Source organism: Flavobacterium ginsengisoli (assembly GCF_029625315.1).
In the GTDB taxonomy this organism is placed as follows: Bacteria; Bacteroidota; Bacteroidia; order Flavobacteriales; family Flavobacteriaceae; genus Flavobacterium; species Flavobacterium ginsengisoli.
Window position 1 is genome coordinate 4,476,411 of record NZ_CP121110.1, and the last position, 12,947, is coordinate 4,489,357.

Sequence of the window (12,947 nt, forward strand, 5' to 3'; positions counted from 1 at the left end):
ATGAAAGATTTTACATGGTCAAGTGGATGGGCTTCTTCTTCAATCACAGCAGATTATCTTGTAAACGTAGGACAACCTCTAGGGATTATGTATGGATATAAAAGTGATGGACGTTATGAAGTTTCAGACTTTGATTATAATGCAGGAACTTATACTTTAAAAACAGGAGTTGCAGATGCTAAAACTGTCGTTGGCCCAATGAAGCCAGGTGCTATGAAATTAAAAGATATTAATGGTGACAATGTTGTAGATAGTAAAGATCTTACTGTTATAGGAAATGCGAATCCAAAAAGCACTGGAGGTATGGTGTTAAATGCTAATGCTTACGGATTTGATCTTTCTGCAGCTTTTAACTGGAGTATTGGAAACGATGTATACAACGGAAATAAAACAGAATTTTCTACTTCAGTTCCTAACGGACAATATAGAAATTTAGGTTCTGAAATGGCAGATGGAAAAAGATGGACAAATCTTGATCCTAATACAGGACAACTAGTAACCGATCCTGCTCAGTTAACTGCTTTAAATGCCAATACTACAATGTGGTCTCCATACATGCCTCGTTATGTTTTTACTGATTGGTCTGTTGAAGATGGGTCTTTCTTAAGACTTAACAATTTAAGTTTAGGTTACACTACGCCAGATGCGCTAACTTCTGCTCTAGGAATTTCTAAGTTAAGATTTTACTTAACAGCTAGTAATGTTTTTGTTTGGACTAAGTACTCAGGTCAAGATCCAGAAGCTTCAACTAGAAGAGCGACACCGTATACTCCAGGAGTTGATTATTCAGCTTATCCAAGAAGTAGACAGATGATATTTGGTTTAAACCTTAATTTCTAATTCAGTTAAATTTTCACAAGATGAAACATAAAATATTAATAGCAGGAATGTTTGTTGCAAGCTTTTTTACTTCTTGCTCAGATGATTACTTAGATGCCCCAGCAAAATCAACATTAGATGAGTCAGTTATTTTTTCTAATCCAGGATTGGCTGAAGGCGCAATTGATGGAATAAAAATTCCTTTTGCAGAAACGAATTCATATAGAGGCCGTTATCTTCCTTTTTATGGTTTGAATACAGATACAGAATGGTATAACTCTTCTCAAACTGTAAGTGATGCGTCAGATTTGTGTACTTATGATGCGCAATCGATTAATTCTCAAATGAATACAACTAATAATGCGTGGGCAATGATGTACTCAGGTATTGAACGTGCTAATATTGCTATTAGAGGTTTGCGTACTTACGGAAATCCAACTCCTGGATCGGAGCTAGGATATTTATTAGGTGAGGCATTAACTCTAAGAGCTATTTATTATGCCGATTTAGTAAAAGCATGGGGAGATGTGCCGGCAAGATTTGAACCGTTAAATAACGAAACTTTATATGTGTCGAAATCAAGCCGTGATGTGATTTACAAGCAGATTATTGCCGATTTAGGAGAAGTCGCAACATTAGTGCCTTGGCCAGGTGGAAGCGCAGCAACAAGTAGTGTAGAAAGAATTAATAAAGCGTTCGTAAAAGGATTCCGCGCTCGTTTGGCATTGGCTGCCAGCGGTTACCAGCAATATCCTGACGGTATTAGAAGAAGTACAGATCCTGAATTGTCTGTTGCAAATATGTATGTTCTAGCATTGGCAGAATCTCGTTCTGTTATTGCAAGCGGTTCTGCACATTTAGAGTCTTCATTTGAAACATTCTGGAAAAAATACAATCAAGAATATATTGTTGCAGGCGGAGAATCTCTATGGGAAATACCTTTTTCAGATGGTAGAGGGCGTATGTTGTTTACTTTTGCTGTAAAACATACTACAAACGACCAGTTTCATGCAAATGGAGCGAATCGTGGAGGAACTGCAGGACCACTTCCTACTGTTTTTTATGATTATGATCAAGAAGATACAAGAAGAGATGTAACATGTGTTCCTTATAAATATGGTACAGCGGTAAATAATGTTGCTAAGCAAGAATTAGGGGCATTAAATACTTGGTATTTTGGAAAATATAGATACGAATGGATGACTCGCTTTGTGACATCAACAAATGATGATGGAGTGAATAAAATTTATATGCGATACGCCGAAGTTCTTTTAATAGCAAGCAGAAGCGAGCAAATGAGTTAGAAGGTCCAGCAGCGGCTGCTCCATATTTAAAAGAAATTAGAAGAAGAGCATTTCCAGCAAGCATCTCAGAATGAAAAGGTTGATAATTATGTGAATTTACTAACTAGTAAAGTAGCCATGTTTAATGCTCTTGTTGATGAAAACAAGTACGAGTTTACAGGAGAAATGGAGCGTAAACAAGCATTGATCCGTTGGAATTTACTTAAGACAAAAATGGATGAAGCTAAAGCTGATATGAAAGATTTGTCTAATCGTTCAGGAAATTATAAAGACGTTCCTACTACATTGTATTATAAATACAAAGCAGATAATGTTAGTCTTGATATTTATGGTTTGAACCGTGGAGAAACTACAAACCCGGGAGCAGATTATTCGCAATTTACATGGACTTGGACAGGTGCAACAGCAGATACTAAAATCAATACTTTATATAAACCTGGAGTAGATCCAAACAATAGACAATTCTGGCCAATTTGGAAAGTGTTTATTGAGAGTAGTAATGGAATGCTAACAAATGATTACGGTTATTAATAACAAGTGATTATAGTTAGTAACGTGAAAATTAATAAAGTATAATTATGAAAACAAAATATAAAGTAAAAGGATTTATTGCTGTAATGTTGCTGGCTCTGGCGGTTTCAAGCTGTGAGAGTTACAATGAAGCGGTTATTGACAGTTTAGATGTAAATAGGGCTTTTTCGCCAGTAGGCATCTCGGCCGTGGTTAGAAATAAAACTACAGTCGAATTAAATTGGACAGTTAAAGATGATGCAGATCATTATGTAGTAGAAATTAGTGCCGATGATGCTAATTTCGGTACAATTTATAAAACTTTAAATGTTGCTCCAACAGAACTTCCTGTGCAAATTGCATTAGAAGGAGAAACAGTTTATTCGTTTAGAGTAAAGGCAATTAGCGCTACAGGTCTAGAAGATTCTAAGTGGTCTCTTGCTACTGCCACTACTTTGGCAGAAGATATTTATCTTGCTACGGTAGATGGAGATATTGATGCTAAACAGGTTACTTTAAGATGGCCTGCAAATAGCACTGTGACACAAATTGTAGTTAACCCAGGAGCAATAACACATGTTATTACGCCAGCAGAAAAAGTTAGTGGTGTTGCAATAGTAACAGGATTAACAGGAGAAACTTCTTATACAGCAGATTTGTATAACGGAACTAAAAAGAGAGGATCTAAAGCTTTTACAACTGGAATTGATATTGGAGATGGTATTTTGGTTAAATCAACAGACGATTTAATGCAGAAAATTGCTGATGCAGAATCTGGAGCTATACTTGTTCTTGAACCAGGAGATTATACTGCTGATAACCAAATAGGAGCAATTACCTTAAACAAATCAATAACACTAAGAGGTTTACGTAGTTTTAATAAACCAAAGCTTCATGTTAATTTTGTAATGACAAACGGAGCGACTAATTTAAGCTTAATAGATCTTGACTTGAAAGGAGATAGTTTTGCTAGCGGTAGCAATATTTCTGTTGTCAAATACAACGATAATAATACAACTTATGGTGCACTTTTAATAAGTGGTTGTAATATACATGATTACGCAGTTTCATTAATAAGTGCTGGTTTATCAGCTTCTAAGATGACTTCAGCAATAATCGAAAACACAATTGTAACCAATATCTTGACTACTGGAGGAGAATTTATTGACTTTAGAGGATCAAACTTAGGACAGCTTACTCTTAAAAACAGTACGTTTAACAACTGCGCAACAGCAAGATATTTCATTCGTATGGATGCCGGACTTACCGGAAGTTCAAATGTGTTAATAGATGCTTGTACGATTTCTAATCCAAATATGCTTGCAGCAACAGGAAATGCAATTTTGTATACACGTTTTGCTACTACATCAATAATTGTACGTAATACATTGTTTGCAAATACACCAGCACCATATACAAGAGAAACGGCAACTCCAAATCCGACATTTACAAATAATAATTATTTCAATTCACCAAACTTAATTGGTAATCCTAATTCGCTTGCTAATAATAGACCAGATGCATCTGGAACTTCATTAGATCCTCAATTTGGAACTACTTCTGGTGACTTTACGATTAAAGATCAAACCTTAATCGATCGAAAAGTTGGAGATCCACTTTGGTACGGTGGCAGATAAAAAAATCGTGGTTGATTAAATAGAGAAAAGCGGGATGCAATTGAATTTGCAATCCCGCTTTTTATCTTTAGATGGAATTGAATAAAACTAAAAACTACTCAATAGATAAATCAAATTTTTGAAGTAAACCTGCAAGCGCCGCATGCGAAACCTTTGTTCCTTTAATCTTATTTTCTGACGGATCAAAAGCATAATTTCGAGAACTTCTGAAATCTGTTTTTTCTAGAATACTTTCCACGAAAGTGGCACCAGAAAGATCACAATTCTTAAAAACTGCCAGAGACAAATCGGTATTAGAAAAATCAGTTTCTTTTAAAAAACAATCTGCAAAAGTAGTTTTCTTTAGCTTTTTGTAAATGAAAGTAGAATAGTCTAAAATGCAATCTTCAAAATTCATTGAAAACAGAAAACTATTGCAAGCACTAAAGTCCAATCCCATTAATTTACAGCCGATAAACTTGATGTTTTTCAATCCGGTGTTTCTTAAAGTTGCCAAAGAAAGGTTGCAATTTTTAAAAGTACAATCTAAAAAGTCGTTATGGCTTAAATCACTTTTAGAGAAATTACAGTTTATGAATTCGCAGTTTACAAATTCAGTATGGGCTAAACTTTGTTCCGAATAGTCGATCGTTTCAAAAGTGCGATTTTGATATAATTTTGATTCCATTATAATTTTTAGGAAGGTATATAAAGTTTTATTCTAATTCGATGCATTCAAAAACAGTATTGTTTTGAAGCAGTTCTACAGCATTCAATTCGCTATCAATTCGTAAAATATTATCACAATCTTCGAGGTCGAAATTCCACTGAGATTCTGGTAATAATTGATTTAGTAATGCAGAAGCCGATTCGAATTTGGTCTGATTATCAACGGAAGTTTTAAAAACATAAATCATAATTTGCATTTTGAGGTAGCAAATTTCTGAAAAACACCCGCATATTTGTTAGGATTCTATAATCAATAATTAGGACTTATCAATCATTTTTCGGTATCGTATAGGAGAGATTCCTTCTGTTTTTTTAAAAAATCGGCTAAAGTAAGATTGATCTTCAAAGCCTACTTGCGTTGCAATTTCGCCCACAGAAAGTGTAGTTTGAAATAGTAAATATTTGGCTTCTAGTAATATGTTTTCGTCAATCCATTTAACAGCTGATTTCCCTGTTACCGTTTTAACGCATTTGTTTAAATGGTTTGGAGTAACATTTAATAAAGAAGAGTAGTAATTAACTTGGTGCTTGCGTTTTAATGTGGTCATGAATCATTTCTTTGAACTTTGCTGTAATTGCTTCTGCTGCCGAAATGCTTTTAGAAGTTTTTACCGCATTTTTATTCATTTCATAAAACAGCGTAATCAAGTACGATTGCACAATATTCAAATCTGTAACAGTTGTTTCAGAATATTCCTTTTTCAATCGTTCTAAAATATTGGTTATTGGAGCAATATCTTCAGGGGCAAGTTTTATTTTTGGATTTCCCGAAATTTTTAAAAAATCAAAATCATTAAGAAGCTCGCGGCTTCCATACTTTCGAATCAAAATATCAGGATGAAACTGGCAGATGTAACCTTTATGAATATTGTTAACATTATCAAGCGAAAAAATTTGACCGGCCGGAACCATAATCATTTCGTTATCGGTTGTGATGTATTCTTGATAACCTAATTTCATAACATGCTGGCCAGAAGAAATAAAAATCAAAGTATGGCAAGAATGTTTAGAAGGTGGAACTGGATGCTTGCATTTGCATCATTTCTTCGATTTCAAGACAGAAAAAATGATCAGAATTCGACTTGAAAAGCAAATGAATAGGATTATCTTCTCCTAAAAACTTCTCTCGAAATCCTTTTGGGCCATAGGTTTTTATTTTCTCTGCTTGCTTCTTTTTCATTTTTAATAATATAATCTAAAATCAAGCAGTTTACACAGATTATAATGTTTGGTATAAAGATCTTCAACAACTTCAATTAGGTTGTCGTTTTCCTGATACAAACTAAAAAAAGCTTTGTCGATCGTGCTCGCAACTTGCAATTTTATTGTAAGTCGAACCATACCCAGAAATAGCTCTAGCGCCAGTAATATCTAAAAAATATTGGGCTTCTTCTTCGTTTAAATCCAAAACCTTAAGATTGGCAAAATGAATGATTTTACCTTTCATTTTACCTTCAAACAATTCGGCAATTTCTTCAATGCTGTAATAATAATCGTGAAGGCAGATATTGTTTTCCTGACCTGGCATTGCCAAATAAATAATTTCATAATCTTTGAAATTATGATCTTCATAAAGCAAAATATTCAGACTTTCTTCTAAACCTTCGATTGTGTCGCAAGTTTTATGAATGCTCGAAATACCTTGGTCAATAGCCAATTCTTCCAGACATTTTACCACATTGGTCGGCGTATGATCGTCTATATCTTTAACGCCTTCAAGGCAGAAAATAAATTTTTCATTATCCATGCAGTTATTCTTTCTGGTTTTAAACTTTTTTACTGGTTTTAGCAAATGTATTTTTTATATCATAAAATCCAATAGAGAAAACAGACTTTAACGTGTTTTTTTGATTTTAAATTTAGGTTACAGCTACGTAAATTTTTAAGCGTATTTTTGTAAACCAAAAATAAATTACGCATGATACAAATTAACCAAACGGCATCTTTTGCTGTTGAAGATATATTATTCTGTTTTGCTCTTGAATCTGAAGCGGCAGAAGTTTTTAAAGGGCATAATATTTTATTTACAGGAATTGGAAAAGTAAATGCGACTTACGAATTGACAAAAGCCATTCAAAAGAAAAGGCCTTCTATCATTATAAATCTAGGATCGGCAGGAAGTGGTTGCTTTCAAAAAGGCGAAGTAATTTGCTGTACCAAATTTGTACAAAGAGATATGGATGTTCGCGGTTTAGGTTTTGCATTATACGAAACGCCACTTTCTGGTTTACCGCCAGTTTTAGAATATGGTTTGTTGATGGATAATCTTCAAGAAGGAATTTGCGGAACTGGAGATAATTTCGAAATGGAACATTGTTCAGATGTCTACAATATAGTTGATATGGAAGCCTACGCTTTGGCGATGATTGCCATGAAAGAGAATATTCCGTTTTTAAGCTTAAAATATATTTCTGACGGAGCCGATGATAATGCTGCCGAAGATTGGACGGTTCAGGTTCATAAAGCGGCAATTGCTTATGGGAAAATTTTGGGATTGATTGAAGAGAAAGTTTTTTAATAATAAATTTAAGAGTTTTAGATGCAAAGAGTTGACCAAGAAATGGAAGATTTAATAACTAGTGTTGGTGCCGAAACATTTATTAAATATTACAAGATTTATCAAGCGCACAAGGATTTAAAAGATAATAGTTCAATTCGAATTGCTTTTAAGGAAAATGGAGAAAAATGGTCGCCTTCAACAATAAATACAAAAGCATCTGGAGGAAAAAGAATATTCGTGAAAGGATATGAACAAGACGTATTGCATAGAATAATTAATAATTCGATAAAACTCAATGAAGATATTATCAATCAAGCTAAAGATTATTTAATATTGTGTATAGAGGATGAAGTAATAAAATCTTTGCCAATAGATATTGAAACTGAAAAAAATCCGATTAATCAAGTTAAGAATTCAGCAATCTTTGTTTAGAAAAATGGTTGTTAAACATTGGGAGAAATGCGCAATTACAAAATGTGAAAATCAATCAATTCTTATTGCTTCTCACATAAAACCATGGAAGGATAGTGATAATTTAGAAAAGCTAGATCCTTTTAATGGGATTTTACTTTCTCCTATTTACGACAAACTGTTTGATAAGTATTTAATTTCATTCGATGATAATGGCAATATTTTAATTTCTGATGAACTTACAAATAATGATTTAGTTGCACTGAATGTAAAGAAAACTGACAAATTAAATTTTCATAAATTAGAAAAAAGACATCTTGACTATTTAATTCATCATAGAAATATATTTTTTTCAAAAAATGAAATATAATATTATTTCTCAAATAAAGATCAAATGAAATATAACTTAAGGTGAAAAATTTTGTTTGTGAACTTTTTTGCATAACGTAAGCCATTTCTTAATTGAAATGGCTTTTTTAATTTTTAAGAGATTGCTCCAGCGGAGCACAATATTTATAGCATAATTTAAATTCTCAAAAAACAAAAAGCTCCAGCGGAGCGACACATTAATTTTTATCGAGACACATAGTTTTTATGAAAATACAATCCACAAACAGCAAGAATACTTGTTCTAAGATAAAACTGATAAGTATTTGATGGGTTATTTTGGCCAATCAAAAAACAGTAGTTTACCTCTGCTTTAGAGAAACTTTTTAACTTTATAGTTTTCATTTTTTAATGAAAGACGAATTAACTATTGAAACCAAAATGATTTTATTATGAAGAAAATTGCAATGCTGTGCTGTACTTTTTTGTTGATGGGAAAAACAATAGCTCAGGAAATTCCATTAGTAACTAATATTTCAGCTAGAAACAATATTACTTTAAACGGAAAATGGAGATATATTGTAGATCCTTTAGAAAATGGATATTTTAATTACCGTTTAGAACCTTTTAAAGACAACGGATTTTTCGAAAATAAAAAATGGAACACCACAGAATTAAGCGAATATAATTTTGCAACCTCAGCAGTAATGGATATTCCGTCTGATTGGAATTCGAAAGATCAAAGACTGTTTTTTTACGAAGGAACGGTTTGGTTTCAGAAAGACTTTAATTATAAAAAAGATGCAAAATCGAAAGGAATTCTTCACTTCGGGGCAGTCAATTATGATGCAAAAGTCTACGTGAACGGAAAAATGGCAGGAACTCATATTGGAGGTTATACACCTTTTAATTTTGATGTAACCGATTTGTTAGTTGACGGAAACAATTTTGTAGTAGTAAAAGTCGATAACAAACGCCATAAAGACAACGTGCCAACGGTAAATATGGATTGGTGGAATTACGGCGGAATCACAAGAGACGTAACTCTGGCTCAGGTTCCGAATACGTATATCGAAGATTATTTGGTTCAATTGGATAAAAAAGAAAAAGGAAAAATTTCGGGTTGGATAAAACTCAATAATGAAAGCGGAAATCAATCAGTTTCAGTTTCAATTCCAGAATTAAAAATCAAAAAGAACGTTACAACAGATGCTAAAGGAGTTGCGTATTTCGAAATAAAAGCCAATCCTGTTTTATGGACACCCGAACAACCAAAATTGTACGACGTAACTATAAGTAAAGCAGATGAAAATATTGCTGATAAAATTGGTTTTAGAACCATTGAGACAAAAGGCAAAGAAATTCTATTAAACGGAAAAAAAGTCTTTTTACGCGGAATCAGCATTCACGAAGAAGCACCTTTTAGATCCGGAAGAGCATGGTCTCAAAATGATGCGATTACATTATTGACTTGGGCAAAAGAATTAGGCTGTAATTATGTTCGTTTGGCGCATTATCCGCACAACGAAAATATGGTAAGAGAAGCTGAAAAAATGGGATTAATGATTTGGTCTGAAGTTCCTGTTTATTGGACTATTTCGTGGACAAATCCCGAAACTTATGCCAATGCAGAACATCAATTGCATGACATGATTTACCGTGATAAAAATCGTTGCGGCATTGTAATTTGGTCAATTGCCAACGAAACGCCACATGGAGATGACCGAGATGTATTCTTAAGCAAATTAGCAAAATATGCTCGCACACAAGATAATTCTCGTTTAATAAGTATGGCAATGGAGGTTACTTCGAGTTCGAATAACATCAATACACTTCATGATAATATGAATGAATATGTAGATATCGTAAGTTTTAATCAATACTTAGGTTGGTACAGAGGAACTAACGAATCTTGCAAAGACATGCAATGGGTAATTCCGTATAACAAACCCGTTATTATAAGTGAATTTGGAGGCGAAGCGTTACAAGGTCTTCATGGTGATAAAAAAGAACGTTGGAACGAAGAATATCAAGAAGAATTGTACATTCAAAACACACAAATGTTCAACAGAATTGAAGGTCTAGCAGGAGTTTCTCCTTGGATTTTAGTCGATTTTAGATCGCCAAGAAGACAGTTGCCGAATATTCAGGATTTCTTCAATCGCAAAGGTTTAATTTCTGATCAGGGAATTAAAAAGAAAGCTTTTTATGTCATGAAAGATTGGTATGCACAAAAAGAAAAAGAATATAAGTAAACAAGATTTTTAAAATTTATTTTTGTCTGAAAAGTTGTATTTTTGGCATCATATAAAAATAAGTTTCTATTTACCGTTTTTCGGTATCATGCAGAACAAATTATGTAATCTACATATTTCTTATTTTTAAAGTCGTAATTATTATCTTTGAACTATGAGTACAGTAACTAGACCAAATCACATCGGGAGAAAAATTAGCCGCATTCGTGAGCTAAAAGACATGAAACAAGAAGCATTGGCAATTGCTTTGGGAATAAGCCAGCAAGCAGTTTCAAATATCGAAAATAGTGAAACTGTTGATGAACAAAAATTAATCGAAATTGCAAAAGCTTTAGATGTAACTGTTGAAGCTATCAAGAATTTTTCGGAGGAAGCTGTATTCAATTATTTCAATAATTTTTACGATAATAGTCAAGGAAGTGTCGGAAATCATGATGGAAACCATCACTGCACATTTAATCCATTAGATAAATTAATAGAATCTGTTGAAGAAAATAAAAAGCTTTACGAACGCCTTTTGCAAGCTGAAAAAGATAAAATCGAATATTTAGAAAAACTATTGAAAGGAAAATAGTTTTTGTGTAAAAACTTAAATAGAGAGAACCTTCAAAGTCATTTTGATTTTGAAGGTTTTTTTGTGTTTTTTATGTAATTTTATTTGAAAAATAGAAGACTTTAATGGAACTAGAAATTATCATAAGATTGCTTTTAGCGACATTTTGGGGTGCTTTAATTGGTGCCGAAAGAGAATACAGAGGAAAAGCAGCTGGTCTGCGCACCACAATAATGATTTCTGTTGGAGCTTGTTTCTTTACTTTAATGTCACAATGGATTGGAGGATCTGGGAATCCAGACCGTATAGCTTCTAATATTGTAACAGGATTAGGTTTTCTTTGCGCAGGAGTAATCTTTAGATCAGACAACCACGTTTCGGGCATTACGACCGCGGCGACAATTTGGTCGGTTGCGGCTGTAAGTATGGGAGTTGGCGCGGGTTATTACTTTGCTTCGGCTTGCGCGGCACTTATGATTCTTATAATTTTAACGATGCTTACCATTCTTCAAGATAAAATTGACCTCATCAACGAGCATAAAACGCTCAGAATAACCTTTAAACGTTCAGACGCAGGACACGCAAGATGCAAAGAACTTTTTTCGACTTATGGTATAAAATCTAAACTGTTAATGCAACACCGTAATATAGACCATATTATTTTAGAATGGCAAATACATGGTTCTAAACATGCCATAGAATCTTTGTATGCTTCGCTTTTGCAAGATCCTATTTTTGAAGAATTAGTTTTATAAAAAAATAAGAATAATGAATTTTAATTTACAACCCATTTTAGAAAATGATCTTTGCCTTCTATCTCCTTTAGAAGAAAAAGATTTTGATGCATTATACCAAGTAGCTTCAGATCCTAAAATTTGGGAACAACATCCAAACAAAGACCGATGGAAAAAAGAAGTCTTTCAAAATTTTTTTGAAGGAGCCATGAAAAGTAAAGGCGCTTTTAAAATTATAAACAAAGAAACCGGAGAAGTTATCGGAAGTACACGATTTTACGATTTTGATCAAGAAGACGATAGTATTTTTATTGGCTATACTTTTTATGCTGTTTCGTGCTGGGGAAAAGGCGTGAATCAAAGTGTAAAAAAGACCATGCTGGATTATCTTTTTCAATATGTATCCAAAGTGAAATTTCATATTGGTTCAGAGAATATTCGTTCGCAAATTGCAATTTCGAGAGTAGGAGCAAAAAAAATAGCTGAAGAAGAAGTGGCTTATTTTGGAGAAAAACCAAAGTTGAATTTTGTTTATCAGATCGAAAAAACAAATTGAACACTGGTTCTAATACAGCAAATTACTGGTGTCTTTTGATTTTTTGTTTTATCACAAAACTATTTTATTTAAAAAGTTAAATTAAGATTACAATTCTTACATTAGCCAATTCAAAATTTGGACTATGGAGAATTTTATTCTTTTATCATTAATTGCATGTGTTGTCATTTTATTTAATAATTTTTCGAAATTAAAGAAGGAGAATGAATTTTTAGATTCTTCTTATTCAAAGATTAAGGAAGATTATAAATCTTTGAAAAAAGAAATTGAAGAAATAAAAAATCAGCTGATTCAACCTGATTTTAAACCTGGAGACTTGACTTCTACAGCAGAAGAGATTGAAATAATTTCTGAACCTATACCCGAAAATATACCTTTAATTATTCCAGATGCTGCTTCTCTTATTGACGATATTTCTCAAGAAAGCAATATTGTAGCAAGCAGAAATTTCAGAAAGTCCAATATTAGTTTCAGATACTTTAACAGCTGATTCCTATAACGAAATTGAAGCAAACGAAAATTCTCAGTTTGTAGAAAATTTTGAAACGCTTCCTGTAAATAAAGAGACTCTAAATGATGATTCGAAAGAATTTGAAGAAGAGAAAATTTATGTAGAAAGCGCTTTTTCAGTTT

At 33.0% G+C, this 12,947-nt stretch carries 17 protein-coding genes and 1 pseudogene; 12 read left to right on the forward strand and 6 right to left on the reverse strand.

Translation table 11 applies throughout. From position 1 onward, the window contains the following. The 4 genes from P5P87_RS21175 (at window position 1) to P5P87_RS21190 (ending at window position 4,270) form a co-directional block, all read left to right on the forward strand. On the forward strand, window positions 1-840 hold the full coding sequence (locus tag P5P87_RS21175; protein ID WP_278020524.1) for a SusC/RagA family TonB-linked outer membrane protein: 840 nt from the start codon (window positions 1-3) through the stop codon (window positions 838-840). Between the two features lie 20 nt (window positions 841-860). Next, the gene (locus tag P5P87_RS21180) at window positions 861-2,123 is read left to right on the forward strand and encodes a RagB/SusD family nutrient uptake outer membrane protein (RefSeq protein WP_278020525.1); all 1,263 of its coding nucleotides are present in this window, start codon (window positions 861-863) and stop codon (window positions 2,121-2,123) included. A 90-nt stretch (window positions 2,124-2,213) separates the two neighbouring features. Then, a complete protein-coding gene (locus P5P87_RS21185) occupies window positions 2,214-2,654 on the forward strand; it encodes a RagB/SusD family nutrient uptake outer membrane protein (RefSeq protein ID WP_278020526.1) in 441 nt (146 codons plus the stop codon). A 47-nt stretch (window positions 2,655-2,701) separates the two neighbouring features. After that, window positions 2,702-4,270, forward strand: coding sequence for a DUF4957 domain-containing protein (locus tag P5P87_RS21190; protein ID WP_278020527.1), 1,569 nt, complete (start codon window positions 2,702-2,704; stop codon window positions 4,268-4,270). A 94-nt stretch (window positions 4,271-4,364) separates the two neighbouring features. Here P5P87_RS21190 and P5P87_RS21195 read toward each other — a convergent pair whose 3' ends face one another. The 6 genes and pseudogenes from P5P87_RS21195 to P5P87_RS21220 form a co-directional block, all read right to left on the reverse strand. Then, window positions 4,365-4,937, reverse strand: a complete 573-nt coding sequence (locus P5P87_RS21195) for a pentapeptide repeat-containing protein (RefSeq protein WP_278020528.1) — start codon at window positions 4,935-4,937, stop codon at window positions 4,365-4,367. Between the two features lie 28 nt (window positions 4,938-4,965). Further along, window positions 4,966-5,166 carry a hypothetical protein gene (locus P5P87_RS21200; protein ID WP_198858246.1) on the reverse strand — a complete coding sequence of 67 codons (201 nt, stop codon included), beginning with the start codon at window positions 5,164-5,166 and terminating at the stop codon, window positions 4,966-4,968. 69 nt (window positions 5,167-5,235) lie between these two features. After that, window positions 5,236-5,526, reverse strand: a complete 291-nt coding sequence (locus P5P87_RS21205) for a helix-turn-helix domain-containing protein (protein WP_278020529.1) — start codon at window positions 5,524-5,526, stop codon at window positions 5,236-5,238. Then, complete coding sequence (locus P5P87_RS21210; RefSeq protein WP_278020530.1) at window positions 5,495-5,968, reverse strand: hypothetical protein; 474 nt, start codon at window positions 5,966-5,968, stop codon at window positions 5,495-5,497. Before P5P87_RS21210 ends, P5P87_RS21205 begins: the two co-directional genes overlap by 32 nt. Window positions 5,969-5,984: 16 nt before the next feature. Then, window positions 5,985-6,158, reverse strand: coding sequence for a hypothetical protein (locus P5P87_RS21215; protein WP_278020531.1), 174 nt, complete (start codon window positions 6,156-6,158; stop codon window positions 5,985-5,987). Between the two features lie 2 nt (window positions 6,159-6,160). Next, window positions 6,161-6,725 (reverse strand): annotated as a pseudogene (locus P5P87_RS21220) (DUF6642 family protein). A 171-nt stretch (window positions 6,726-6,896) separates the two neighbouring features. Between P5P87_RS21220 and P5P87_RS21225 the strand changes: the two are divergent. The 8 genes from P5P87_RS21225 (at window position 6,897) to P5P87_RS21260 (ending at window position 12,804) form a co-directional block, all read left to right on the forward strand. Beyond that, complete coding sequence (locus tag P5P87_RS21225; RefSeq protein WP_278020532.1) at window positions 6,897-7,496, forward strand: 5'-methylthioadenosine/S-adenosylhomocysteine nucleosidase family protein; 600 nt, start codon at window positions 6,897-6,899, stop codon at window positions 7,494-7,496. Between the two features lie 21 nt (window positions 7,497-7,517). Beyond that, window positions 7,518-7,910: a hypothetical protein gene (locus P5P87_RS21230; protein WP_278020533.1), complete on the forward strand. Its 393-nt coding sequence runs from the start codon at window positions 7,518-7,520 to the stop codon at window positions 7,908-7,910. A gap of 4 nt (window positions 7,911-7,914) precedes the next feature. Further along, window positions 7,915-8,259: an HNH endonuclease gene (locus P5P87_RS21235; RefSeq protein WP_278020534.1), complete on the forward strand. Its 345-nt coding sequence runs from the start codon at window positions 7,915-7,917 to the stop codon at window positions 8,257-8,259. 409 nt (window positions 8,260-8,668) lie between these two features. Next, window positions 8,669-10,471, forward strand: a complete 1,803-nt coding sequence (locus P5P87_RS21240; RefSeq protein WP_278020535.1) for a glycoside hydrolase family 2 protein — start codon at window positions 8,669-8,671, stop codon at window positions 10,469-10,471. A 154-nt stretch (window positions 10,472-10,625) separates the two neighbouring features. Next, entirely contained in the window at window positions 10,626-11,045 is a 420-nt protein-coding gene (locus P5P87_RS21245; protein WP_278020536.1) for a helix-turn-helix domain-containing protein, read from the forward strand. Between the two features lie 104 nt (window positions 11,046-11,149). Then, the gene (locus P5P87_RS21250) at window positions 11,150-11,779 is read left to right on the forward strand and encodes an MgtC/SapB family protein (protein WP_278020537.1); all 630 of its coding nucleotides are present in this window, start codon (window positions 11,150-11,152) and stop codon (window positions 11,777-11,779) included. A gap of 13 nt (window positions 11,780-11,792) precedes the next feature. Then, entirely contained in the window at window positions 11,793-12,314 is a 522-nt protein-coding gene (locus tag P5P87_RS21255) for a GNAT family N-acetyltransferase (protein ID WP_278020538.1), read from the forward strand. Between the two features lie 124 nt (window positions 12,315-12,438). Then, window positions 12,439-12,804 carry a hypothetical protein gene (locus tag P5P87_RS21260; RefSeq protein ID WP_278020539.1) on the forward strand — a complete coding sequence of 122 codons (366 nt, stop codon included), beginning with the start codon at window positions 12,439-12,441 and terminating at the stop codon, window positions 12,802-12,804. Window positions 12,805-12,947 lie beyond the last annotated feature (143 nt).

Coding starts and splice junctions, on each gene's coding strand:
- P5P87_RS21205 (WP_278020529.1), bottom strand. CDS start 5,526: ATGACCACATTAAAACGCAAGCACCAAGTTAATTACTACTCTTCTTTA.
- P5P87_RS21200 (WP_198858246.1), bottom strand. CDS start 5,166: ATGATTTATGTTTTTAAAACTTCCGTTGATAATCAGACCAAATTCGAA.
- P5P87_RS21240 (WP_278020535.1), top strand. CDS start 8,669: ATGAAGAAAATTGCAATGCTGTGCTGTACTTTTTTGTTGATGGGAAAA.
- P5P87_RS21215 (WP_278020531.1), bottom strand. CDS start 6,158: ATGAAAAAGAAGCAAGCAGAGAAAATAAAAACCTATGGCCCAAAAGGA.
- P5P87_RS21250 (WP_278020537.1), top strand. CDS start 11,150: ATGGAACTAGAAATTATCATAAGATTGCTTTTAGCGACATTTTGGGGT.
- P5P87_RS21195 (WP_278020528.1), bottom strand. CDS start 4,937: ATGGAATCAAAATTATATCAAAATCGCACTTTTGAAACGATCGACTAT.
- P5P87_RS21235 (WP_278020534.1), top strand. CDS start 7,915: ATGGTTGTTAAACATTGGGAGAAATGCGCAATTACAAAATGTGAAAAT.
- P5P87_RS21255 (WP_278020538.1), top strand. CDS start 11,793: ATGAATTTTAATTTACAACCCATTTTAGAAAATGATCTTTGCCTTCTA.
- P5P87_RS21175 (WP_278020524.1), top strand. CDS start 1: ATGAAAGATTTTACATGGTCAAGTGGATGGGCTTCTTCTTCAATCACA.
- P5P87_RS21230 (WP_278020533.1), top strand. CDS start 7,518: ATGCAAAGAGTTGACCAAGAAATGGAAGATTTAATAACTAGTGTTGGT.
- P5P87_RS21190 (WP_278020527.1), top strand. CDS start 2,702: ATGAAAACAAAATATAAAGTAAAAGGATTTATTGCTGTAATGTTGCTG.
- P5P87_RS21180 (WP_278020525.1), top strand. CDS start 861: ATGAAACATAAAATATTAATAGCAGGAATGTTTGTTGCAAGCTTTTTT.
- P5P87_RS21225 (WP_278020532.1), top strand. CDS start 6,897: ATGATACAAATTAACCAAACGGCATCTTTTGCTGTTGAAGATATATTA.
- P5P87_RS21245 (WP_278020536.1), top strand. CDS start 10,626: ATGAGTACAGTAACTAGACCAAATCACATCGGGAGAAAAATTAGCCGC.
- P5P87_RS21260 (WP_278020539.1), top strand. CDS start 12,439: ATGGAGAATTTTATTCTTTTATCATTAATTGCATGTGTTGTCATTTTA.